Raw genomic sequence first — 22,284 nt, 5'->3', positions numbered from 1 at the left:
ACACGGCTGATCAGGGAGTTATTTGCATGTCAATTTCCAAGCTTTCCTCCGCCCTGACACGGGTCGGCATGCTTTCTGCGGCGGTGCTCGCGCCGGCGATCGCTTTCGCGCAGGATGCAGCTCCGGCTGCCGCTGCGGCTGCGGCAACCGCCGCTGCGCCGGTGCCGGACAAGGGCGATACCGCCTTCATGTTCATCTCCACCATTCTCGTGCTGTTCATGCTCGTGCCGGGCCTTGCCCTGTTCTATGGCGGTCTCGTCCGCTCCAAGAACATGCTCTCGGTCCTGATGCAGTGCACCATGATCGGCGCCGTGGTGATGCTCCTTTGGGTTCTCTATGGCTATTCCTTCGCGTTCGGCGGCGGCACCAGCCCCTATTGGGGCGGTACGGCCAAGATGTTCCTTTCGGGCGTCTCGACCGCGACAACCGCTCCGACCTTCTCCAAGGGCGTCGTCATTCCTGAATTCATCTTCATGCTGTTCCAGATGACCTTTGCCGCCATCACGCCGGCTCTGATCATCGGCGCCTTCGCAGAACGCATCAAGTTCGGCGCTGCCATCCTCTTCTGCGCACTGTGGGCGACCTTCGTCTACTTCCCGATCGCCCATATGGTCTGGGATTCCAACGGCATGCTCTTCAAGATGGGCGCTCTCGATTTCGCTGGCGGCACGGTCGTTCACATCAATGCCGGTATCGCCGGCTTCGTCGGCGCGCTGCTCGTCGGCAAGCGCATCGGCTTCGGTAAGGACATGATGGCCCCGCACTCCATGACGCTGACCATGGTCGGCGCTTCCATGCTCTGGGTCGGTTGGTTCGGCTTCAATGCCGGTTCCAACCTCGAAGCCTCCGGCGGTGCGATGCTCGCAACCGTCAACACCTTCGTCGCAACCGCAGCTGCCATCATCTCCTGGTCGCTGGTTGAAACCTTTACCCGCGGCAAAGCCTCCATGCTCGGCGGCGCTTCGGGCATGGTTGCCGGCCTCGTCGCCATCACGCCTGCCGCTGGTATCGCCGGTCCGATGGGCGCGATCATCATGGGCCTGATCGTCTCGCCGCTCTGCTACTTCTTCGTTTCCGTGGTGAAGAACAAGTTCGGCTACGACGATACGGCTGACGTCTTCGGCGTACACTGCATCGGCGGCATCTTCGGCGCTATCGCAACCGGCATCTTCGCCAGCGCATCGCTCGGCGGCGTCGGCTATGCCGATGGCGTCACCATGGGCAGCCAGGTGATGGTGCAGCTGACCGCCGTCGTCACCACCATCCTGTGGTGCGGTATCGGCTCGGCAATCCTCTACAAGATCGTCGACGTCATCATCGGCCTGCGCGTGGTTCCGGAAGCTGAGCGCGAAGGTCTCGACCTCGCCTCGCATGGCGAAGCCGCCTACCACAATTCCTGATCGGAGCTTGCGATGCCGGTGCCAGAAGCCGGCATCGCTGAACGTCCCGTCGCAGCCCGCTTCATCGCAAGCGGGTTGCTTTTGGCCCGAACCTCGGTTCGGGCCCTTTTTGTTTATGCACTACCATTTGCCTGCAAATGACTGTCATCCGAGAGCTTGGGGCGCATGGTTAATATGCCATTAACCCTCCTCTGATTAGGTAGGGCTAACCTGCCGGCGAGTGGGCATAGACCGATTCGCTTGCGCTTTCGACACGGAACGGGGCTGGATATCATGGGCAGAAGCAATTCGGCGGCGTTGAGCGGTCGCCCCGACCGTTTATCGCTATCGAGTGTGGTTTGGCGTCAGGTCAAGGGTCTGGCCGGCTTCGCATTGCTGTTCCTGTTAGCGCTCGCCGTTGCGGCGCTGGCGACGTGGAACGTCATGGACCCCAGCTATTCTTACGCCACAGGCAATGCTCCGACGAACCTGCTCGGTTTTCCCGGTGCCGCATTTGCCGACATCATGATGCAAGCCCTTGGCCTGACGTCCCTGGTCGCAATGCTGCCCGTTGCCGCCTGGGCCTTCGCCTTCATCTCCAATCGCAAGCTCAACCGCGTACCGTCGCGTCTCGGCGCGTGGCTCGGCGGCTGCATCGTCGCGGCCGGTTCCATGGCCTGCTTCCCAGCGCCGCCGACCTGGCCGATCCCGAACGGTATCGGCGGGGTTATCGGCGATATCCTGCTGCGTTTTCCCGCGCTCTTCATCGGCACCTATCCAAGCGGCGTCGTTGCTATCGTCATAGGTTCCGTGCTTGCCGTTCCCGCGATCTGGCTCATGCTCTTCGGCGCTGGCGTGATCGGAGAGGGCCCCGTCGAAGACGAAGAGGATGAAGAAGAGTACGAGGAAACACGCAGCCGCGCGCGCCGTGTCGGTGATGAAGACGAAGATGACGACCGCGGCAGCTTCCTGAGCAACTTCATGGCCTTCGGTGCGGTCATGCACGCCTGGTACAATACGCAGGCCCGCCTTCGCCGCCTGTTCGGCATGGGGCCGCGCAAGCGCCGCGACCATGCATTTGATGCTCCTTACGATTTCAATGACGACGAATTCGGCACCTTGAATGAGCCGGCTCGAGCCAAGGCGCCGATGGCCCGCGTCGAACCGTCGCTCGAAGGCTCGGCTGCGCGTCGCGTCGTATCCGCGCCCTCCATCAGCCTCGGCGACGATGAGGACGATGATTCGGCCTATGACCGAGATCCGCCGCGCCCTGCCGGGATTCTGCCCGACGACGAGGATGACGATGAATGGCCGTTGCGTCCTGCCTCGCCGAAGGCGGCAGCCGGTCAGCGTGTCGTTCCCCCCGCATCGCGTCCGAAGCCGGGCGCGCGGGCGGAGCGCGAAGCGCAGACCTCCTTCATTCGTCCATACGGCTTCCAGCTTCCAGCCGTACATCTGCTCGCCGAACCGAAGGCCGTCACCCGCGATGCAACGCTCTCGGCCGACGCGCTGGAGCAGAATGCCCGCATGCTCGAAGGCGTGCTGGAAGATTTCGGCGTCAAGGGCGAGATCATCCATGTTCGTCCCGGCCCCGTCGTCACGCTTTACGAGCTGGAACCGGCGCCCGGCATCAAGTCTTCCCGCGTCATCGGTCTTGCCGACGACATCGCCCGCTCGATGAGCGCGATTGCTGCCCGCGTCGCAGTCGTTCCCGGCCGCAATGCCATCGGTATCGAGCTGCCGAATTCCACGCGCGAGACCGTCTATCTGCGCGAACTCGTTGCCAGCCGCGATTTCGAGTCGTCGAAAGCCAAGCTGGCCATGGCGCTTGGCAAGACGATCGGCGGCGAGCCGGTCATTGCCGACCTCGCCAAGATGCCGCACCTGCTCGTTGCCGGCACCACCGGCTCGGGCAAGTCCGTCGCCATCAACACCATGATCCTGTCGCTGCTCTATCGCATGACGCCGGAACAGTGCCGCCTGATCATGATCGATCCGAAAATGCTGGAACTCTCCGTCTATGACGGTATCCCGCACCTGCTGTCGCCTGTCGTTACCGATCCGAAGAAGGCCGTCGTCGCGCTCAAATGGACCGTCCGCGAGATGGAAGAGCGCTACAAGAAGATGTCGAAGATCGGCGTGCGCAACATCGACGGCTTCAACACGCGCGTCGAACAGGCCGTCGCCAAGGGCGAAGCGATCAGCCGTACGGTGCAGACCGGCTTCGACCGCCACACCGGCGAGGCGATCTACGAGACGGAAGAATTCGACCTGAAGCCGATGCCCTATATCGTCGTCATCATCGACGAAATGGCCGATCTGATGATGGTCGCAGGCAAGGATATCGAAGGCGCGGTGCAGCGCCTGGCGCAGATGGCGCGTGCAGCCGGCATCCATGTCATCATGGCGACCCAGCGCCCCTCGGTCGATGTCATCACCGGCACGATCAAGGCAAACTTCCCGACGCGCATCTCCTTCCAGGTGACGTCAAAGATCGACAGCCGCACCATTCTCGGCGAACAGGGCGCCGAGCAGCTGCTCGGCATGGGCGACATGCTCTACATGGCCGGAGGCGGCCGCATCCAGCGCGTGCACGGTCCTTTCGTCGCCGATGGCGAAGTCGAGGATATCGTTGCCTATCTGAAGACCCAGGGCGCGCCGCAATATCTCGATGCCATCACCATCGACGAGGATGAGGACGAAGACGGCCACGGGCCGGCCGGCACCTCCAACCTCTCCGAATCGGACGACCCTTACGATCAGGCCGTTGCGATCGTGCTGCGCGACGGCAAGGCTTCGACCTCCTACATCCAGCGCCGGCTCGGCATCGGTTACAATCGGGCCGCTTCGCTGATCGAGCGCATGGAGCAGGAAGGCGTGATCGGCCCTGCCAATCATGCAGGCAAGCGCGAAATTCTCGTTCCCACCGAGGCGGATATTCTGGATCGCTGAGGCGATCCACTTTCCGTGTCACCTATCCCTGCCTATGTTCGTAACTGCGCCTATGATCAGGCAAATTTGATCGCGGCCCCTCAGGGGCTCTGAGTCGCCGCGCCATGAAGACGCCGATTTTGCGCGCCATGGACGAAGCATGAAGGAGAATTCGATGAAAAAGTTTGATGCGCAGCCGTCCACCCGACTTTCCCTGAGCCGCCGACATTTTCTCGGCGCCGTGGTCGCGGTCGGTGCGGCAAGCGCTCTGCCGGTTTCGGCCCTTGCGCAGGCGCAGGCCGCGGCCGTCAATCCCAGCATTGCGCAAGCCATCGCCGATCACTTCTCGTCCATCAAGTCGATGAAGGGAGGCTTTCTGCAGATCGGGCCGCGCGGCGACCAGATGAGCGGCACGTTTTTCATTCTGCGCCCGGGCAAGATGCGCTTCAACTACGATCCACCGTCCCGCATGCGCGTAATTTGCGACGGAAACAACGTGCAGGTCCTCAACGATCAGACGCAGACGAGAAACATGTATCAGCTGTCGAAGACACCGCTGAGCCTGCTGCTTGCCAACAAGATCGACCTTTCTGCCGACATGGTGAGGGATGTCGACTCGAAGCCGGATCTCACCAAGATCACGCTCGGCAATCGTACCGTTTTTGGCGATTCGACCATCACGATGATCTTCGATTCGAAGACCTACGACCTGCGTCAGTGGACGGTGATCGATCCGCAGGGCAAGACGACCGACGTCATCATCAACAACGTCAAGACCAACATCGCCTTCGACGACAGCGTTTTCCGCATCGATTACACGCGCTGACGCAAGCACCGACCGGTATCTCCGGCCCCAGAGCCTTTCCGTTTTTCTTCGAATCGCGGAAAGGCTTTTTCTTTTTGTCGTTCCGCAATTCCGGACGGAAAACCGCCTCGCGCTTATCCTCGAATGACTCCGGGGCTGGAGACGTGCCGGAATGACCTTTTCTTTCCGCTGCAGCCGGTCTAAAGCCTTACGCTCACGACGGGAAAGGCTTGGGCATGGGATTTTCGATTGCGACGTGGAACATCAATTCGGTGCGGCTGCGCATGCCCATCGTCGAACAGTTCGTCATGCAGGCTCGGCCCGACATTCTCTGCCTGCAGGAAACCAAGGTTCCGAACGAGCTTTTCCCCTATGCGCCGCTGAAGGCGCTCGGCTACGAGCAAATCATCATCCACGGCCAGAAGGGTTATCACGGCGTGGCGATCGCCTCGCGTTTTCCCCTGACTGAAGATCACCGCCAGGATTACTGCAATGTCGGGGACAGCAGGCACATCTCCGCGATCTTCGAGCGCGGTGGTCGCCGTATCCGCCTGCACAATTTCTACGTTCCGGCTGGTGGCGATGAGCCGGATCGCACTATTAATCCGAAATTCGGCCATAAGCTCGACTTCATCGAGGAGATGAAGAAGCTGCATGCCAATGCCGAGCAGAACACGTCTGCAATTCTCGTCGGCGATCTCAACATCGCGCCGCTGGAACACGATGTCTGGTCGCACAAGCAGCTGCTGAAGATCGTCAGCCATACGCCGATCGAGACCGACGGGTTGATCGAAGTGATGAAGCGCGGCGCCTGGCTTGACCTGATGCGCCAGCAGGTGCCTGCCAGTGAGAAGCTCTATACGTGGTGGAGCTATCGCGCCAAGGATTGGGAAGCAGCCGATCGCGGCCGCCGGCTCGACCATATCTGGTCGTCATCGGATCTTGGTCCGCACCTCCAGCGAATCGAGATTCTGAAGGCAGCGCGCGGCTGGGATCGCCCGTCAGATCACGTGCCGGTCGTGGCGCATTTCGATCTCTAATCTTTAGGACGATCTAGTCGAAGGCCCTTGATCGCAGGCCCTCAGGAAAAACGGCCGAGAAGCGCGGCCGTTTGCCGGGCAAGGGCCGCGAAGTTTTCGCGGATGCGATTCTGGATCAGCAGCCCGGCGTCGGGGTATTCCTCGATCAGCCGGTGGAAGAGGGCGCGTGTGATGCGGATGACATCAGACTCCTCGGCGGCGACGGCCGTATATTTTCGCTCCACCAGCGTCACCAGGGCAAGTTCGGAGAGCATTGTGCCGGCCTGCACCACGGCTTCCACCTGCCTTTGCCCCGAGGTGTCGACGGTGCTGAGCTCGAAACTGCCGCGCGTGACGACATAAGCGCATTCGGCCGGCGATTTCTCTCGAAACAGGGTCTGCCCTTCGGACACGCGACGGCGATCGGCGCCGAAGGCGATCAGCCGCAACGGTTCATCGCCCATGCCGTGGAAGAGCGGCAGTTGCGACAGCAGGCGGATATCGTCGTTCAGTGCCATGTCTGTGGCCTATGGAATGATCTTGTAGCCACCGTTTTCCGTCACCAGAATTTCGGCATTGGATGGATCGCGCTCGATCTTCTGGCGAAGGCGATAGACGTGGGTCTCGAGCGTGTGGGTGGTCACGCCGGAATTATAGCCCCAGACTTCTTCGAGCAGGATATCGCGGGTCACGACCTTTTGGTCGGCGCGATAGAGATAGCGGATGATCGCCGCTTCCTTTTCGGTAAGGCGGATCTTCTGGCCGTCTTCAGTGGTCAAAAGCTTCTGGCTCGGCTTGAAGAGATAGCGTCCGACAGTGAAGGTCGCGTCCTCGCTCTGCTCGTGCTGGCGCAATTGAGCGCGGATGCGGGCAAGCAGCACGGCGAAGCGGAAGGGCTTCGTCACATAATCGTTGGCGCCGGCCTCCAGGCCGAGAATGGTATCCGAATCCGTATCATGGCCCGTCAACATGATGATCGGCGCCTTGAAGCCGTTCTTACGCAGCAGCTTCACGGCTTCGCGGCCATCCATGTCAGGCAACCCGACATCCATGATGAGGAGGTCGACAGGCACGGTGCGAGCGGTCTGCACACCCTTTCCAGCCGTCACTTCCTGCAGGACGTTGAATTCCTCGTAGAGCGATAATTGCTCGACCAGCATCTCGCGCAGGTCGTTGTCATCGTCCACCAGGAGAATGGTGCGTGCGGTCATGCCGTTCGGATCCTCGTTCTAATCCCTCCTAAGTCCTACGCCAAATTGCATTTTTAGCAAGTCGAGACGCAGCCTAGGCTTGGTGGTTTGCTTGAAACTGCTATGATTTCAAATGAAATCACGCGCAAAGCAAAAACATGTGAGCGAAATGGAAAAGGCAAGGGTGGGCTCATCCGGGTTGCTTTCGCATGTGCTGTGTCTGCTACGCCGGGTAACCGTTATCGCCTTGCTCGTTTAAAGTCCTCGATCGTTCCTGCCTTGGAATTGCGATGACAGCGAGTGTCGGCGATGCGATGGGCAACTGTTCTGCAGCAAAAGGCCGACCGTTCACGTTGCCTCAATTATCGCCTGGGGTTAAAATCCGGAACCTTTCCATTATATAGGTCTTCTACCGGCGCGCCCGCGCGGGCTTGGCCCAAATTGTTTCTTTCAAAATTTAAATCACGCCTTCACTCCATTCCCTATCGATCACCTGGAGACTTACCGTGACTACGCAAACGACAATTACGTTCAACGACGGCAATTCCATTCCACAGGTTGGCCTCGGTGTCTGGCAGACGCCGGAAAACGTCGCGCCGATGGCCGTCAGCACCGCTTTGAAAGCCGGCTATCGCCATGTCGATACCGCAGCCATCTATGCCAACGAAGATGGCGTCGGCGAAGGTATCCGCCAGTCGGGCGTTGCCCGGAAGGATATCTTCCTGACCACCAAGCTGTGGAACGAGGCGCAAGGCTTCGATTCCACTCTGAAGGCCTTCGACGAAAGCCTGAAGCGGCTGGGAACCGGCTATATCGATCTTTATCTCATCCACTGGCCGTCGCCGCATCGCGACCGTTACCTCGATACCTGGAAAGCCTTTGTGCGCCTGAAGGAAGAGGGCCGTGCCCGCTCGATCGGCGTCTCCAACTTCGCCAAGGAGCATCTCGACCGCATCATCGGCGAGACGGGCGTCACGCCCGTCCTGAACCAGATCGAGCTGCATCCGACCTTCCAGCAGAAGGCGCTGCGTGAAGTGCACGACAAGCTCGGCATCAAAACGCAGTCCTGGAGCCCGCTCGGCCAGGGCAAGCTTCTGGAAAATGCCACGATCGGCAAGGTCGCGGCCAAGCACGGCCGCACGCCGGCGCAGGTCATTATTCGCTGGCACATCGACAACGGCCTGATCGTCATCCCGAAGTCGGTAACGCCGAGCCGTATCGAGGAAAACCTCAAGGTTTTCGACTTCAAGCTCGACAGCGACGATCTGGCCGAAATCGCCAAGCTCGATTCGGCCAGCGGCCGTATCGGCCCGGATCCGATGACGGCGACGTTCTGATATCTGGCTCGCGCGAATAATCTGAAATTTCAAAGGAAGGCCCGGTGCAATCGCATCGGGCCTTCTTCTTTTCAGCGCATCTCCCGGTGTGTTGGGTCATCCGTATCGCCATGGCGGGCCGCCAAGCGTCTTGCGAGAAACTCGACGACGGCGCGCACGCCCGGCAATTGGCCGCGGCGGTGGGTGGTGAGGATCGTGGTGGTGACGCTGCCGGCCGTCCAGCCTGGCAAGACCCGAACGATCTGACCGCGCTCAAGTGCCGCTTCGCACGCGGCTTCCGGCAGGCAGGCGACTCCGAGGCCCGAGATCGTCACCCGCAGCAAGACAAGCGTCTCGTCGGCGACGAATCGGCAGCGGGGGGAAACCGCAAGCGATAAGCCTTTCGCATTCTGCAGCTGCCATGTCTTGGCGGTCTGCGAAACGAGCAAGCCGTCATGATGCTGCAGCGCCTGCGGATCGGTGGGCGAGCCGTGCTTTTCGAGATAGGCGGGGGCAGCCACCAGAATCACGTCGTCAACCGCGACCTGCCTTTGGACCAGTTCGGAATCCGGCAGCGGCGAGAAGTGGCTGCGCACGGCGATATCGAAACCTTCCTGCACCAGATCGACGAAACGGTCGGTGGCATGGATCTGCAGTGTCAGCTTGGGATAGGCAACGGCAAGCGAGGGAAGATGATCCGCGAGCACGAATTGGGCTGACGGCACGGAAGCGGTGATACGAACGACGCCGCTCGGCTCGGTGTGACGTCGCCGCACTGCGTTTTCAGCTGCTTCCGCTTCGATCAGCGCGGCTGTCGCGTGCTCGTAGAAGTCCCGTCCGGAATCGGTCAGCATGAAGCTGCGCGAGGTGCGGTGCAGCAAGCGCGTGTCGAGATCCGCTTCCAGAGCGGCAATGCGTTTGCTGATCGTCGATTTCGGCATGTCCAGCCTGCGCGCGGCGGCGGCGAAGCCGCCATTGTCGACCGCGTGGACGAAGATCTGCAAATCATTGAGGTTTAGCGGCATAGAAATGTCCACATGGGGAGACTTTTGGTTCGAATTTAACGGTCTACCGGTTTAAAGTCCACAAATCCATATTGCTGATATCGAGGTTGTGCCTCGTAACTTCAGGAGAAAATATGGAACCGATACTGTTTTACGGAGTCCCCTCGGGATGCTCCTTCGGATCGATCGTCGCACTCGAGTGGTTGGGAAAGCCCTACAGGCTCTCCCGCGTCGAGATGATCAAGGAAGACTTCATGAGCGGCGGCTATCGCTTCATCAATCCTGTCGGTGAGACGCCTGCCCTGATCACGGGCAGCGGTGCCGTGCTGACGGAAAGCATCGCCATTCTCAACCATCTTGGCGCTGAGAGCACCGATACGGGTTTGGCGTTTGCGCAGGGAACCGAAGAGTTTGACAGGCTCAACCGCATGCTTGCCTATCTCAATACCAGCTTCTTCAGCTCGTTTGCGCCGCTTTGGTATGTGTATGAACACGGTGGAGACGAAGCGGCAAAGGCGGCATTGCGAGAGTATGGGGGCTTCAAGGTGCGCAAGGCGCATGCGGATCTCGACAGGATGCTTGGCGACAAGAAATGGCTGCTGGGAGATCGCAAGTCGTTGGCCGACGCCTATTTCTTGGGCATCGCCCGCTGGACCGACTACCACGACGTGGTGGATCGTGCCGACTATCCCAATATCGAGCGGCTATACCTGCAGCTGGAAGAGGACCCAGCCGTCAAATTCGCCCACGCGATCGAGGACGAAAAGCCGGCGCAGTCGGCCGGCGGTTATCTCGGCGGCATCAGCGTGGATGATGCGCTGAAGCGCGTCCGTCCGAACGCCTGAACTTCGAAAAGCCTGAAGTCAATGCTTCAGGCTTTTCCTTTCATGACACGTCTTCGAGAAGGTTGGAGCGTCGGGTAAAAAGAAGGCTCGTCAGTGCGACACCGAGCGTCGCGGCGATCAGCAGAGCGGCAGTGATGAATGTTACCTGCATTCCGGCGGCAACTGCGTCCGCACGCGCTGCCGTGATGTCGGTAGCTCCGGAGGCGAATGTGAAAACCGCGCCCATGACGGATGCGCCTGTTATCAGCCCGAGGTTCCGCGACAGGCTCAACATGCCGGAAATGACGCCGCGCTGCTCTTGAGAAATGTTGCTCATGATCGTGGTGTTGTTGGCCGCCTGAAACAGCGCATAGTTCACGCTGACAATGGCCAGTGGGCCGACATAGCCGGCAATTCCGAACTTGCCTTGCAGGGCTGCGAGCAAGGACAGGCCGATCATCATGCCGACGAGACCTGTTACAGTCATGCGGTGAGCGCCGAGACGATCAACGATACGGCCGGCCGGCACGCCCGTCAGTGCCGAAACCAGTGGCCCGGCAGACATGATGGCGCCGACATGAGCGGCATCAAAGCCGAGTGCGCGCGATAGATAGAAAGGCCCGACCACCAGTGTCACCATAATGACCGTCGAAACGAGGGTGCTCATGGCAAGGCCGGCACTCAGCGCCGTATCGCGGAACATCGAAAGGCGCAGCAGCGGCGATTTCACTTTCGTTTCGGCGACCACAAAGAGAGCGACGCCGCAAGCTGCGGCAAGTAGCAGGCCGACATTCACCGCTCCGAAGCTGCCATGTCCAATGGTCATTGCGAGCGCGTAGGCGGCCAAGGTAAGAGCCAGGAGCAGGGTGCCGATCGTATCCAGCCGTCCCTGGCTTGCCCCATGGTTCCGCCGATCCGCTGGCAGAAAGCGCATGGCGAGAAGAAAGTTCGCGATGCCGAGGGGGATGTTGATGAGGAAGATGGCTTTCCAGCCGAAGCCGGCGATCAGGATGCCGCCGAGGGAAGGGCCAAGGGTTGTGCCGATGGCGGACATGGTGCCGAGCAGGCCCATGGCACTACCTGTCCGCTCCTTCGGCACTGTTTCACCGACCATTGCAACCGTCAGCGCCATCATCATGGCGGCGCCGAGGCCCTGTACGGCGCGAGCTGCAATCAGCAGCCACAGCGTCGGTGCAATCCCGGCCAAGAGCGAAGCAAGGGTGAAGAGCGTTATTCCGCCCAACAGCAGCCTGCGGCGGCCGACCATGTCTCCAAGGCGTCCCACGCTCACGATCAGTGTCGTGATGGCGAGCAGATAGGCAAGCACGATCCATTGCACTTGCTGGAAGGGTGCGCCGAATGCCTGGGCCAGCGTCGGCAGAGCGATATTGGCGATGCTGGTGCCGAGCGAAGGCATCAGCATGGAAAGCGAAAGGCTGGCGAGTGCCCAGCGGATCGAAGGCGCGGCTTGCGTGCGCCCGGGTGTCGTTTTCTCCGATGTTTCGGCGATTGGTTTCAACATGTGCTCCGATTCTGACGAGGTCCAAAGGTCTCGCGGATCGTAGTCATTCACCTGATGTGGCGGAATGCGCAGCATTTGCACTTCATTCGTGCGCCTGACGCTATATATCGATGAAATCATGTTATGGTCGCCTCATGTCCACGCCTGATCTCAATCTTCTCGTCACTCTCAATGTCCTGCTTGCTGAGGGCAGCGTTGCCCGCGCGGCCAGGCGCTTGCAGCTGAGCCCGTCTGCCATGAGCCGGGCGCTCGCCCGCTTGCGTGAGACGACCGGCGATCCGTTGCTGGTCAGGGCCGGGCGCGGGCTTGTGCCGACGCCGAGGGCTCTGGAGTTGCGCGAGCGGGTCGGGCAGCTTGTTCAGGAAGCGGAGGCAGCCTTGCGGCCCTCCGAGGTGTTGGACCTCAAGCAGCTTGCCCGGACCTTCACGATTCGCACCCGCGAGGGCTTCGTGGAGAATTTCGGTGCGGAGCTGATCGCACGCCTCGCCGAACAGGCGCCCGGAGTGCGGCTCTACTTCACGCAGAAGCTCGACAAGGACAGCGCGCCATTGCGTGACGGCACGATCGACCTGGAAACCGGCGTTGTGGGTGATGATACCGGCCCGGAATTGCGGACGCAGGCCTTGTTTCACGACCGATTTGTTGGCGTCGTGCGCCGTGGGCATCCTTTGAGCGTGGGTTCGATGACGCCGGAGAGCTACGCTGCCGGTCGGCATATTCTCGTTTCGCGACGCGGCTTGCGAAAAGGGGAGATTGATCAGGCGCTTGCAGGCGTGGGGTTGGAACGGCAGATCGCGACCATTGTCGGCAGCTTTTCGGCGGCTTTGGCTTTGGCCCGGGCTTCCGATATGATCGTCAGCGTGCCGGAACGATATACGGGTAATCTGCGAACGGACATGCATAGCTTCACGCTGCCTGTTCCGACGTCAGGCGTGGCGATTTCGCTGCTGTGGCACCCGCGGATGGACGCAGATCCGGCGCATCGCTGGCTACGCGGCTGCATTCGCGATGTTTGCTCCGAGCGGCGTTTGGATCAGGTGCTGGATTCGAAGCTGGCTAAATAGGTGCGGAGCAGGCCATCCAACGCTGTCCGTTCCTCTTCCGATAGCGTCGAGATCAGCCGGACCTGCGTTTCGACATGCGCCGTCACCGCCGCGTCGATGAGTTCGAAACCCTTCGGCGTCAGCGATACCAAGAAACTGCGGCCGTCATTCGGGTTCTGGCTACGGGCCACGAGGCCGGCTTTTTCCAGCTGGTCGATCCGGTTGGTCATCGTACCCGATGTCACCATCATCGTTTCCATCAGGTCGCTCGGGGAGAGGGTATAAGGCTCGCCCGAGCGGCGCAGGGTCGCCAGCATGTCGAAGTTTGCCGAATTGAGGTCGAAGCCTGCGAAGGTCTTTTCCATTTCGCGCGCGAGATGGAGCGTAAGGTTGCGCATGCGCCCGAAGAGGCCCATCGCCGTGGTATCGAGATCCGGCCGCTCGCGGCGCCATTGGGCAAGAATTTTGTCGATGCGATCCATGGCGTGACATCGCCATGGATTTATCTTGACGTCAAGATATTTCGGATTATCTTGAGGTCAAGATAAATTTGAGGCCAAGGCCATGAACCGCAATTTCGACCTGCTGCTGACCGCTATCGCCCCCGCGATCTGGGGCAGCACCTATATCGTGACGACACAGCTGCTGCCGGCCGGCTATCCCCTCACGGTTGCCATGCTGCGCGCCCTTCCTGCCGGGTTGCTGCTGCTTGCCATCGTACGGCGTCTACCGCACGGGATCTGGTGGCTGAAGTCGCTCGTGCTCGGGGCGCTGAACTTCTCCATCTTCTGGTGGCTGCTGTTCATCTCGGCCTATCGCCTGCCTGGAGGTGTGGCGGCGACGGTCGGCTCGATCCAGCCGTTGATCGTCATCCTGCTGGCGCGGTTGCTGCTGGGGTCGCCGATCCGCAGTCTTTCGATCGTCGCTGCCATTGCCGGCATTGCCGGTGTTGCGCTGCTGATCCTGACGCCGAATGCGACGCTCGATCCGATCGGCATCGTTGCCGGTATTGCCGGCGCCTTCTCCATGGCGGCTGGAACCGTCCTCAGCCGCCGCTGGCGGCCTGATGTATCGCCGCTGACCTTTACGGCCTGGCAGTTGACCGCAGGTGGCCTCCTGTTGCTGCCGGTCGCCTTGCTGCTTGAGCCGCCCTTGCCGCATCTGACCGGCGCAAACATTCTCGGCTTTGCCTATCTCGGGCTGATCGGTGCAGCGCTGACCTATATTCTCTGGTTCCGCGGCCTGTCGAGGCTGGAGCCATCCGTTGTCTCGCCACTCGGCTTTCTCAGCCCTGCGATGGCCGTGATCCTCGGTTGGGCAGTGCTGGGCCAGCAGCTGAGCCCGATGCAGATCTTCGGCATCGTCGTGGTACTCGGCAGCGTCTGGCTCAGCCAGAAAGCGCAGCAGGCTCCGCAGCCGGTTCAAGCCAGCCCTGGAAACCAGCCCGTCGTATCGAAGTGATAGCGCACATTCTGCATCAACAAATGAAAAGGGCGGCCATTGGGCCGCCCTTTGACATCAATGCCTTTGAGAGGATCAGTTCCACTCGCGGATATCGACGAAGTGGCCGGCGATCGCAGCTGCCGCGGCCATCGCCGGCGAGACCAGATGCGTACGGCCCTTGAAGCCCTGGCGGCCTTCGAAGTTGCGGTTCGAGGTCGAAGCGCAGCGTTCACCCGGCTTCAGGCGGTCGTCGTTCATCGCGAGGCACATGGAACAGCCAGGCTCGCGCCAGTCGAAACCGGCAGCCTTGAAGATCTTGTCGAGGCCTTCGGCTTCCGCCTGTTCCTTCACGAGGCCGGAGCCCGGAACGATCATGGCGTCGACCGTGGCAGCCACTGTCTTGCCTTCGACGACCTTGGCGACGGCGCGCAGGTCTTCGATGCGGCCGTTGGTGCAGGAGCCGATGAAGACACGATCGATGCTGATCTCGGTCATCGGCGTGCCCGGCTTCAGGCCCATATAGTCAAGCGCGCGCCACTTGGAGGTGCGCTTGGTCTCGTCCTGGATTTCGTCAGGGTTCGGAACGATGCCCTGGATGGAGATGACGTCTTCTGGCGAGGAGCCCCAGGACACGATCGGCGGCAGGCTTGCGGCGTCGAGCTTGACGATGCGGTCGTAATGCGCGCCTTCGTCCGACTGCAGGGTTTTCCAATAGGCGATTGCCTGCTCCAGCGCTTCGCCCTTCGGCGCGCGCGGCTTGCCCTTGATGTATTCGAAGGTGATGTCATCGGGAGCGATGAGGCCGGCGCGGGCGCCGCCTTCGATCGACATGTTGCAGATGGTCATGCGACCTTCCATCGACAGCGAGCGGATAGCTTCGCCGGCATATTCGATGACGTATCCGGTGCCGCCTGCGGTGCCGATTTCGCCGATGATCGCAAGGATGATGTCCTTGGCGGTGACGCCCGGCGGCAGCTGGCCGTCGACCTGCACCAGCATGTTCTTGGCCTTCTTCTGGATCAGCGTCTGGGTCGCGAGCACATGCTCGACCTCGGAGGTGCCGATGCCGTGCGCCAGCGAGCCGAAGGCGCCGTGCGTCGAGGTATGGCTGTCACCGCAGACGATGGTCATGCCGGGCAGGGTGAAGCCCTGCTCGGGGCCGATGATGTGGACGATGCCCTGGCGCTTGTCGCTCTCGGAGTAGTATTCCACGCCGAATTCGGCGGCATTCTTGGCCAGCTGCTCGACCTGGATGCGGCTTTCCTCGTTCTTGATGCCGAGGTGGCGATCGGCCGAGGTCGGAACGTTATGGTCGACGACAGCCAGCGTCTTCTGGGGAGCGTGAACCTTTCGACCGGTCATGCGCAGGCCTTCGAATGCCTGCGGTGACGTCACCTCGTGAACGAGGTGGCGGTCGATATAGAGAAGACAGGTGCCGTCGTCTTGCGCGTCGACCAGATGGTCATCCCAGATTTTATCGTAAAGTGTGCGTGGAGCGCTCATGGCTAAAGATCCATATTGGCATTGTCGAAGGTGGGGGTGACGGATCAGGACCGCCGGCCTCGGGTGTGATCAGCGAAGTCGGCTGTTGAGCGCGCCCGAAATCATCGCAAAGAAACGTGCCGGCAGGCGCTTGTGGTCCTGCAGCACGAAAGCCGTGACGTATTGTCCGTCCTTGCTCATGATCTTACTCATGAGCATGCTCATATCAATTTTCAAAACCTTCGGCAATGGCGACTGTGGGCGTGTCGGTACGGTCGGCGCTACAGCGCCGCGCGTCATGCATGACGCGCAAAGGTCGCTGTCGCACTTTTAATCTGCTGCATAATTTTATCCTTAAATCGATCCCGATTTAAGGAATTATGCAGTAGGCCGCACCGATCACGCTTGTCTCGATCACACCTGTGCGCCGGGCGGCTGGCCGGCCGCCATGCGGGGGAAGGCGGAGCGGTCGCTGCCCGAACGCCGACGCATCCAGGCTTCGAGCTGCCGCAGCAACAGCGACAGGCCGATCGTCAGCAGCAGGTAGATGAAGGCGAGGATCGACAGCGTTTCGAAATAGCGGAAATTGGCCGAGTAGTAGAGCTTGGCGAGCTGACTGATATCGGCAACCCCAAGCACTGACACCAGCGAACTGTCCTTGACCATGGCGATGAAGTCGTTCGAGAGCGGCGGCAGGATGACGCGGATCGCCTGCGGAAAGACGACGAGGCGGAAACGCTGGAAGCGGCTGAGACCCAGCGCCTTTGCCGCCTCGATCTGGCCCTGGTCGACCGCCTGGATGCCGGCGCGGAAGATCTCGGCGATGAAGGAGGAATAGCCGATCGTCAGCGCGATGATGGTGCGCCAGACGAACGGTACGTCGCGGGTGACGAGGGGGCTTGCCCAACCGGCTGATATCAACGGCGAGATGATGAAATTGTAGACGGCGACGAAGGCGGGGGTGCCGACGAAGGCGACGTAGGAGAGCAGTACGAGCATCGGGATGCCGCGCACGATCTCGATGTAGAAGCGTGTTACCTGCCGCAGTACGAGAAAATCGGACAGCCCGAGTAGCGCAAGCCCAAGGCCAAGCAGCATGGCAAGCGTGAACGCCACCAGCGTCACGAAGATCGTGACACCGATGCCGTTGAGCAATAGCGAGAATATCTGAGCATAGAGGCCGTTCGCCGCGATAGCGACGGAAGCGACAACGCCGAGAATGGCAAGGGCAACCAACCACCAGGGAAAGTCATCCTTGCCGCGGTGCCCGCCCGGGCCTGACAAAGGCGCCATCAGAGCGGGCTTCCAGTATGTCGATCTGCCAATTTCATTGGCCCATCTTGTAGTCGAGGAACCACTTCTTGTTCAAAGCGTCGAAGGTGCCGTCGGCCTTGAGGCTGGCGATTGCCGCATTGATCGGAGCGACGAGATCGGAACCCTTCTGGAAGATGAAGCCGAAGTCTTCCGAGCCGAGCGGGCCACCGATGAGCTTCAGGCCGCCGTTGGAGGCGTCGACATAGCCCTTACCGGCAGTGCCATCGGTCAGAACCAGATCGACGTCGCCGGTCTTCAGTGCCTGAACTGTGGCGCCGAAGGTTTCGAAGGTCTTGATGCGCGGATTCTGTTCGTTGCCATCGAGCACAGAATATACCGCCGTGTAGAAGGGCGTGGTGCCCGGCTGCGCGCCGATCAGGCCTTCCTTGAGGGCGGCGAAGCTCTTGGCATCGGTGAAGCGCTTCTCGTCGCCGCGCACGAGCATGAACTGCTCGGAGCGCATGTAGGGATCGGAGAAATCGACCTTCTGCTTGCGCTCATCCTTGATGGTGATGCCGGTCATGCCGATGTTGTACTGGCCTTCCGAGACCGCCTGGATCATCGCGTCCCAGCTGGTGTTCTGGTATTCGACCTTGAAATTCAGCCGCTTGGCGATCTCGTTCATCGCGTCATATTCCCAGCCGATCGCCTTGCCGGATTTGGCGTCGACGAATTGAAGCGGCGGGTAGGCGTTCTCCGTGACGACGATGACGGTCTTGCCGTTGAGGTTCGGAAGATCGGCGGCGAAGGAAGCGAAAGGTGCAAGCACGAGGGCGCTGAGGCCCAGAAGGAACGAACGACGGAATGCCATGGAAATCTCCCCGATTAGCGCGGCGGAAAGGTGTCATATTTGGAAAGCCTATGGCAAGGCCGTTGCCATGGCCGCAATCACAAAAATGGAAAAGTAACTCTAAATCGAGCGGCAGAAGGAGAAATTTCCCGTTTGCCGGCGAGCGCCTGCGGCAGGCAGCAAAAAGGCGACCCCGAGGTCGCCTTCAAGCATCGCGATCCTTTTGGATCGAAACTTATTCTGCGGCCGGCTCGGCTGCTGCGGCTGCAGCAGCTTCGGCAGCTGCCTTTGCTTCTGCGGCTTCTGCTGCTGCCTTCTCGGCTGCGAGAGCCTGAGCGGCTGCAACCTTCTCGGCTTCGATGCGAGCCTTTTCTTCGGCGAATGCCTGACGTTCGGCGTCGTTGAGCTTGCGGGCGCGGGTGCCGGTGTTTTCAACGATACGAGCAGCCTTACCGCGCAGGTCGCGGAGGTAGTAGAGCTTGGCGCGACGGACCTTACCGCGGCGAACGACTTCGACGCTTTCGATCATCGGCGAGTAAACCGGGAATACGCGCTCGACGCCTTCGCCGTAGGAGATCTTGCGGACCGTGAAGTTTTCCTGCAGACCGCCGCCCGAGCGAGCGATGCAAACGCCTTCATAGGCCTGAACGCGGGTACGGTTGCCTTCCGTGACCTTCACGTTGACGCGAACGGTGTCGCCAGCGGAGAATTCGGGAAGGGTGCGCTTGGCTTCGATTTTGGCAGCCTGTTCGGCTTCCAACTGCTGAATGATGTTCATAGTATCAACCTCGTTGTTGCTTCAACAGCCAGAGCGCCCTGAACGATCTATCCCCGGTCGGACCATCAAGGTCTCGCCTCGGATATATGCCTGCAAAGGCAGGGGCGAATACGTCTGCTTTTCTTTGGTGGTTGATGGGAAGTTTCCCATACCGGGCGCGCACATACCCTATTGTCGCGCCCTTGTCACCCCTTGCGGCGGAATTAAGTGGGCTTTACTGCCGTGTCAGCGGCCTAAACGGCAATTTATCATAGACATCAGCGCCTGGGATACCGCTCAGCCGTTCTTTGGCTTTTTCCGCGTGGATGCATTCAGCGCTGCTGCCGCGCGAACGAGCGCCTTCAACGCCTCTTCGTTCATATCCTCGTTCTCGCGGATATCGATGGCCCGCCGCGTGTTGCCTTCGAGGCTCGAATTAAAGAGGCGGGAGGGATCCTCGAGTGAGGCGCCTTTGGCGAAAGTGAGCTTCACGACGCTCTTGTAGGTTTCGCCGGTGCAGATGATGCCGTCGCGCGACCAGACCGGCACGCCGCGCCATTTCCATTCCTCGACCACATCCGGTTCGGCTTGCTTGATGAGCGTCCGGACTTTCGCCAAGGTCTTGCCGCGCCAATCGTCGAGTTCCTGGATCCGCGGGTCTATCAGTCGGGACGGGGAGATTTCCTGATCATCCGCGGCGTCGTTCTTCGTCATCCTCTTTGTCCTCCTCGTTGACGTGGCCTGCGGCACAGAGCCAAAGGACTCTAAGTCGGTTCGGCCTAAATCTGAATCCGCAATGGAATCGAATTGGAGCGCGGCGTCGTTTGAAAACAGCTCACACTTTTCGGCATCATGCTCCAGGTTTTATCGCCTGATCCCGCTCGCTACCATCGAAATTGTTCTGATCTGCGGTACATAGTCCGGCTCGCACAAGGCCGGCTCGCACAAGGCCAGCTGCGATCCTGGCGAGGTCATCGGGGTTCTTGAAAGGCATCTGGCCGATTCCGTCGGCATAGGTGTATTGCGGGTGGATCGCGAGAAGCTCGCTCCAGATCTGCCGGGCTTCGTCGATGCGCCCGAGGTTTCCAAGCGCCGAGGCCAGGCATGCCCGGCTCATATCGGTTTGCGGAACCAGTGCGATCCTATCCTTAAGTATTGTGAGAGCCTTTTCGAACTCGCCGATCACGATGTGGGCGACGCCGAGATGGTGAAGATAGGCCTGGGAAAAATGAGGATCCAGCCGGATCGCGCGCTCGAGATCGCGGATCGCCGCCTGCGGATTGCCGCTATACATCCGCAAGGTCCCTCGCAGCGATAGGGCCGGCGCGAAATTCGGGTTCAGGGCGAGTGCCGTCTCGACCTCCGTCTCCCATTTTTCATAGTCTTTGCGATATTTGGCGATCAGCGCGGCGACGCCGTGCGAAAGAGGATCGTTGCTGTCCCTAGCCATAGCTTCCGCCACGAGACGTTCGGCTTCGTCCAGCGATCGATCCGCATCCTCGGTCCAGCGGTTGTAGTGATTGTGCGCGAGGGCCATGGCGAGCGCCGCATAAGGTGCCGCATATTTCGGATCGCAGGCGATGGCCTGGCGAAAGAACTCCGTCGTGCGGCGGAACACTTCTGCATTTTGGGTTGCGCCGCGCTGCATGGCGCGGCCGCGAAGATAGGCCAGATAGGCCTCCGGATTTGCCGTTCCCGCCGAGGGCAGTGCTGGCCATTCGGCGGCCTCGACAGGGTTCAGCACGGTAAGCAGCCCAATGCCGACCCGGCGGGCAATGTCGTCCTGCAACAAGAATATATCGGCAAAATCCCGCTCGTATCTTTCGCTCCAGAGCTGGCTGCCCGTGGCGCCGTCACAAAGTTGGCTGGCGATGCGAATGCGGGCGCCGCTCCTGCGGATGCTGCCTTCCAGGATGAAGCGGACGCCGAGTTCCTCGGCGATGTTCCGGATATCCACCGAGCGTCCGCGATAGACGAAGCTCGATGTTCTGGCTGTGACCATGAGGCCGGGCACTTTCGACAGGGTCGAGATGATTTCGTCGACCAGGCCGTCGGCAAAGAAATCCTCGTCCTGCTCCGGCCCGAGGTTGATGAAGGGCAGTACTGCGAGGGATTGCCTTTCCCGTGGTGTGGCGCGCGATCCCGCCTGGGCCGGATCGGCGCGAAGGCAATAGCCAACACGCGGGATAGTGTCGATCCACTCACGCCCCTCGGGATCGAGTCCGATCGCCTTGCGCAAAAGGGCGATCTGGACGGAAAGGTTGCTCTCTTCAACGCATCTGCCTGTCCAGGCAGCATCGATCAGCTCTTCCTTGGTAACGATTTCACCTTGCCGTTTCAGCAATGTCTCCAGCAGCAAGGCGCCTCTTCGGCCGATCGCTACCCTTTTTCCGCTCTTGGTCAGCGTACCGTTCTCAGGGTTTAGGAGGAATTCGCCGAAGGCAAAACGACGTCTCAGCATCAAGTGTGTTTTCCGCCGGTTTTAGGCGCGTTGTCGAACCCGTGTTCGGGTCATTTGAATGTCGCGGCGCGGGATGGATCCATGCCGCCCCTGGTTTGGTATTTTACGCGGAGTGTAAGCCGTCTGTTACAGGTGCGGATACTCAATTTTCGGAAATTTTTCGGCAAAGCTTCGATACCGGTCCTTGCTGCCTCTGTACAACCTCCTCCGTTGTATCAAGCAAGGGAGAGGTCCATTGATATCATTATCCTCGGTTCTGGCAATCGCGGCGGCGAGCCTTATGGCGGTTCCGGCCCTTGCGGCTGAAGGCGCCAAGAAGCCGATCGTTCTTGTGCATGGCGGCTTTGTCGATGGATCCGGCTGGGAGGGCGTCTACGCCAAGCTGAAGAAGGACGGCTATGACGTGACGGTGGTGCAGAATCCCACTATCTCGCTTGCCGACGACGTTGCCGTGACCAAGCGTGCGATCGACGCCACCAAGGGAGACGTCGTGCTGGTGGGGCATTCCTATGGCGGCGCCGTCATCACGGAGGCGGGCAACGATCCAAAGGTTGCAGCTCTGGTTTACATCACGGCCTTTGCCCCCGACGCGGGAGAATCGGTCATCTCCGTCTTGAAGGCCAATTCGCCGAAGGATGCCGCTCCGCCCCCAATCCTCCCGCCGCAGGATGGCTTCCTGTTTCTCGACAAGGCCAAGTTCGCGGCGGCCTTCGCCGCCGACGTGAAGCCGGATATTGCCCAGTTTATGGCAGCCTCTCAGGTTCCATGGGGACTTGGCGCCGCAGGCGGCACGGTCACGACGCCGGCATGGAAAGAGAAGAAGAGCTGGTACATGGTCACCACGGAAGATCGCATGATTCCGCCGGCCGTACAGCGGATGATGGCGAAGCGTGCCGGTGCCACCACCATCGAGGTGGCCGGAAGCCACGCCATCTATGTTTCGAAGCCCGGTGAAGTCGCCAAGCTCATCGAAACTGCAGCGGAAGGCGCAAAGAAGTAACCGA

Annotated in this window: 21 protein-coding genes; 9 read left to right on the top strand and 12 right to left on the bottom strand. The window is 60.5% G+C overall.

Going from position 1 to position 22,284, the window contains the following annotated elements:
• Positions 1-26: 26 nt before the first annotated feature.
• The 4 genes from ACIQJ2_RS19540 (at position 27) to ACIQJ2_RS19525 (ending at position 6,155) form a co-directional block, all read left to right on the top strand.
• Positions 27-1,400 carry an ammonium transporter gene (locus ACIQJ2_RS19540; RefSeq protein WP_199146369.1) on the top strand — a complete coding sequence of 458 codons (1,374 nt, stop codon included), beginning with the start codon at positions 27-29 and terminating at the stop codon, positions 1,398-1,400.
• Positions 1,401-1,673: 273 nt separating this feature from the next.
• The gene (locus ACIQJ2_RS19535) at positions 1,674-4,331 is read left to right on the top strand and encodes a DNA translocase FtsK (protein WP_199146370.1); all 2,658 of its coding nucleotides are present in this window, start codon (positions 1,674-1,676) and stop codon (positions 4,329-4,331) included.
• 154 nt (positions 4,332-4,485) lie between these two features.
• A complete protein-coding gene (locus ACIQJ2_RS19530) occupies positions 4,486-5,136 on the top strand; it encodes an outer membrane lipoprotein carrier protein LolA (RefSeq protein ID WP_199146371.1) in 651 nt (216 codons plus the stop codon).
• A 215-nt stretch (positions 5,137-5,351) separates the two neighbouring features.
• Entirely contained in the window at positions 5,352-6,155 is an 804-nt protein-coding gene (locus tag ACIQJ2_RS19525; RefSeq protein WP_400674597.1) for an exodeoxyribonuclease III, read from the top strand.
• A gap of 41 nt (positions 6,156-6,196) precedes the next feature.
• On the opposite strand, the gene ACIQJ2_RS19520 is transcribed toward ACIQJ2_RS19525, so the two are convergent.
• Complete coding sequence (locus tag ACIQJ2_RS19520) at positions 6,197-6,652, bottom strand: cyclic nucleotide-binding domain-containing protein (RefSeq protein WP_199146375.1); 456 nt, start codon at positions 6,650-6,652, stop codon at positions 6,197-6,199.
• 9 nt (positions 6,653-6,661) lie between these two features.
• Positions 6,662-7,345, bottom strand: coding sequence for a response regulator transcription factor (locus tag ACIQJ2_RS19515; protein ID WP_199146377.1), 684 nt, complete (start codon positions 7,343-7,345; stop codon positions 6,662-6,664).
• A gap of 485 nt (positions 7,346-7,830) precedes the next feature.
• Here ACIQJ2_RS19515 and ACIQJ2_RS19510 point away from each other — a divergent pair, with 485 nt between their 5' ends.
• A complete protein-coding gene (locus ACIQJ2_RS19510) occupies positions 7,831-8,661 on the top strand; it encodes an aldo/keto reductase (protein ID WP_400674602.1) in 831 nt (276 codons plus the stop codon).
• 71 nt (positions 8,662-8,732) lie between these two features.
• Here the strand turns inward: ACIQJ2_RS19510 and ACIQJ2_RS19505 are convergent, their stop codons facing one another.
• Positions 8,733-9,665: a LysR substrate-binding domain-containing protein gene (locus tag ACIQJ2_RS19505; protein WP_400674605.1), complete on the bottom strand. Its 933-nt coding sequence runs from the start codon at positions 9,663-9,665 to the stop codon at positions 8,733-8,735.
• A gap of 113 nt (positions 9,666-9,778) precedes the next feature.
• Here ACIQJ2_RS19505 and ACIQJ2_RS19500 point away from each other — a divergent pair, with 113 nt between their 5' ends.
• Complete coding sequence (locus ACIQJ2_RS19500; RefSeq protein WP_400674607.1) at positions 9,779-10,489, top strand: glutathione S-transferase family protein; 711 nt, start codon at positions 9,779-9,781, stop codon at positions 10,487-10,489.
• Positions 10,490-10,529: 40 nt separating this feature from the next.
• Here the strand turns inward: ACIQJ2_RS19500 and ACIQJ2_RS19495 are convergent, their stop codons facing one another.
• Positions 10,530-11,990, bottom strand: coding sequence for an MFS transporter (locus tag ACIQJ2_RS19495; protein WP_400674705.1), 1,461 nt, complete (start codon positions 11,988-11,990; stop codon positions 10,530-10,532).
• Positions 11,991-12,124: 134 nt separating this feature from the next.
• On the opposite strand from ACIQJ2_RS19495, the gene ACIQJ2_RS19490 reads away from it, so the two are divergent.
• Complete coding sequence (locus ACIQJ2_RS19490) at positions 12,125-13,054, top strand: LysR family transcriptional regulator (protein ID WP_400674610.1); 930 nt, start codon at positions 12,125-12,127, stop codon at positions 13,052-13,054.
• Here ACIQJ2_RS19490 and ACIQJ2_RS19485 read toward each other — a convergent pair.
• Positions 13,024-13,515 (bottom strand): MarR family winged helix-turn-helix transcriptional regulator, encoded by a 492-nt coding sequence (locus ACIQJ2_RS19485; protein WP_400674613.1) that lies wholly within the window; start codon positions 13,513-13,515, stop codon positions 13,024-13,026. The two genes, ACIQJ2_RS19490 and ACIQJ2_RS19485, sit on opposite strands and share 31 nt — an antisense overlap.
• A gap of 82 nt (positions 13,516-13,597) precedes the next feature.
• On the opposite strand from ACIQJ2_RS19485, the gene ACIQJ2_RS19480 reads away from it, so the two are divergent.
• Positions 13,598-14,494, top strand: coding sequence for an EamA family transporter (locus tag ACIQJ2_RS19480; protein WP_400674615.1), 897 nt, complete (start codon positions 13,598-13,600; stop codon positions 14,492-14,494).
• Between the two features lie 75 nt (positions 14,495-14,569).
• On the opposite strand, the gene leuC is transcribed toward ACIQJ2_RS19480, so the two are convergent.
• The 7 genes from leuC to ACIQJ2_RS19445 form a co-directional block, all read right to left on the bottom strand.
• The gene (gene leuC / locus ACIQJ2_RS19475) at positions 14,570-15,979 is read right to left on the bottom strand and encodes a 3-isopropylmalate dehydratase large subunit (protein ID WP_400674618.1); all 1,410 of its coding nucleotides are present in this window, start codon (positions 15,977-15,979) and stop codon (positions 14,570-14,572) included.
• Positions 15,980-16,048: 69 nt separating this feature from the next.
• On the bottom strand, positions 16,049-16,171 hold the full coding sequence (locus tag ACIQJ2_RS19470) for a hypothetical protein (protein WP_280949825.1): 123 nt from the start codon (positions 16,169-16,171) through the stop codon (positions 16,049-16,051).
• 201 nt (positions 16,172-16,372) lie between these two features.
• Positions 16,373-17,251, bottom strand: coding sequence for an amino acid ABC transporter permease (locus ACIQJ2_RS19465; RefSeq protein WP_199146395.1), 879 nt, complete (start codon positions 17,249-17,251; stop codon positions 16,373-16,375).
• A gap of 34 nt (positions 17,252-17,285) precedes the next feature.
• Positions 17,286-18,083: a basic amino acid ABC transporter substrate-binding protein gene (locus ACIQJ2_RS19460; protein WP_400674621.1), complete on the bottom strand. Its 798-nt coding sequence runs from the start codon at positions 18,081-18,083 to the stop codon at positions 17,286-17,288.
• Positions 18,084-18,297: 214 nt separating this feature from the next.
• Positions 18,298-18,840, bottom strand: coding sequence for a 50S ribosomal protein L19 (gene rplS, locus ACIQJ2_RS19455; protein ID WP_199151661.1), 543 nt, complete (start codon positions 18,838-18,840; stop codon positions 18,298-18,300).
• Between the two features lie 276 nt (positions 18,841-19,116).
• A complete protein-coding gene (locus ACIQJ2_RS19450; RefSeq protein ID WP_400674624.1) occupies positions 19,117-19,533 on the bottom strand; it encodes a DUF1801 domain-containing protein in 417 nt (138 codons plus the stop codon).
• A gap of 136 nt (positions 19,534-19,669) precedes the next feature.
• Positions 19,670-21,280 (bottom strand): winged helix-turn-helix domain-containing tetratricopeptide repeat protein, encoded by a 1,611-nt coding sequence (locus tag ACIQJ2_RS19445; protein WP_400674626.1) that lies wholly within the window; start codon positions 21,278-21,280, stop codon positions 19,670-19,672.
• Positions 21,281-21,560: 280 nt separating this feature from the next.
• Here ACIQJ2_RS19445 and ACIQJ2_RS19440 point away from each other — a divergent pair, with 280 nt between their 5' ends.
• A complete protein-coding gene (locus ACIQJ2_RS19440) occupies positions 21,561-22,280 on the top strand; it encodes an alpha/beta hydrolase (RefSeq protein WP_400674707.1) in 720 nt (239 codons plus the stop codon).
• Positions 22,281-22,284: the final 4 nt, after the last annotated feature.

This window comes from Rhizobium sp. NPDC092011, from assembly GCF_044756305.1.
In the GTDB taxonomy this organism is placed as follows: Bacteria; Pseudomonadota; Alphaproteobacteria; order Rhizobiales; family Rhizobiaceae; genus Rhizobium.
This window is presented reverse-complemented; position numbering and strand designations above follow the sequence as displayed.

Coding starts and splice junctions, on each gene's coding strand:
- ACIQJ2_RS19465 (WP_199146395.1), bottom strand. CDS start 17,251: ATGGCGCCTTTGTCAGGCCCGGGCGGGCACCGCGGCAAGGATGACTTT.
- ACIQJ2_RS19490 (WP_400674610.1), top strand. CDS start 12,125: ATGTCCACGCCTGATCTCAATCTTCTCGTCACTCTCAATGTCCTGCTT.
- ACIQJ2_RS19460 (WP_400674621.1), bottom strand. CDS start 18,083: ATGGCATTCCGTCGTTCGTTCCTTCTGGGCCTCAGCGCCCTCGTGCTT.
- rplS (WP_199151661.1), bottom strand. CDS start 18,840: ATGAACATCATTCAGCAGTTGGAAGCCGAACAGGCTGCCAAAATCGAA.
- ACIQJ2_RS19525 (WP_400674597.1), top strand. CDS start 5,352: ATGGGATTTTCGATTGCGACGTGGAACATCAATTCGGTGCGGCTGCGC.
- ACIQJ2_RS19480 (WP_400674615.1), top strand. CDS start 13,598: ATGAACCGCAATTTCGACCTGCTGCTGACCGCTATCGCCCCCGCGATC.
- ACIQJ2_RS19515 (WP_199146377.1), bottom strand. CDS start 7,345: ATGACCGCACGCACCATTCTCCTGGTGGACGATGACAACGACCTGCGC.
- ACIQJ2_RS19440 (WP_400674707.1), top strand. CDS start 21,561: ATGGCGGTTCCGGCCCTTGCGGCTGAAGGCGCCAAGAAGCCGATCGTT.
- ACIQJ2_RS19520 (WP_199146375.1), bottom strand. CDS start 6,652: ATGGCACTGAACGACGATATCCGCCTGCTGTCGCAACTGCCGCTCTTC.
- ACIQJ2_RS19530 (WP_199146371.1), top strand. CDS start 4,486: ATGAAAAAGTTTGATGCGCAGCCGTCCACCCGACTTTCCCTGAGCCGC.
- ACIQJ2_RS19485 (WP_400674613.1), bottom strand. CDS start 13,515: ATGGATCGCATCGACAAAATTCTTGCCCAATGGCGCCGCGAGCGGCCG.
- ACIQJ2_RS19540 (WP_199146369.1), top strand. CDS start 27: ATGTCAATTTCCAAGCTTTCCTCCGCCCTGACACGGGTCGGCATGCTT.
- ACIQJ2_RS19445 (WP_400674626.1), bottom strand. CDS start 21,280: ATGCTGAGACGTCGTTTTGCCTTCGGCGAATTCCTCCTAAACCCTGAG.
- ACIQJ2_RS19470 (WP_280949825.1), bottom strand. CDS start 16,171: ATGAGTAAGATCATGAGCAAGGACGGACAATACGTCACGGCTTTCGTG.
- ACIQJ2_RS19450 (WP_400674624.1), bottom strand. CDS start 19,533: ATGACGAAGAACGACGCCGCGGATGATCAGGAAATCTCCCCGTCCCGA.
- leuC (WP_400674618.1), bottom strand. CDS start 15,979: ATGAGCGCTCCACGCACACTTTACGATAAAATCTGGGATGACCATCTG.
- ACIQJ2_RS19500 (WP_400674607.1), top strand. CDS start 9,779: ATGGAACCGATACTGTTTTACGGAGTCCCCTCGGGATGCTCCTTCGGA.
- ACIQJ2_RS19495 (WP_400674705.1), bottom strand. CDS start 11,990: ATGTTGAAACCAATCGCCGAAACATCGGAGAAAACGACACCCGGGCGC.
- ACIQJ2_RS19505 (WP_400674605.1), bottom strand. CDS start 9,665: ATGCCGCTAAACCTCAATGATTTGCAGATCTTCGTCCACGCGGTCGAC.
- ACIQJ2_RS19535 (WP_199146370.1), top strand. CDS start 1,674: ATGGGCAGAAGCAATTCGGCGGCGTTGAGCGGTCGCCCCGACCGTTTA.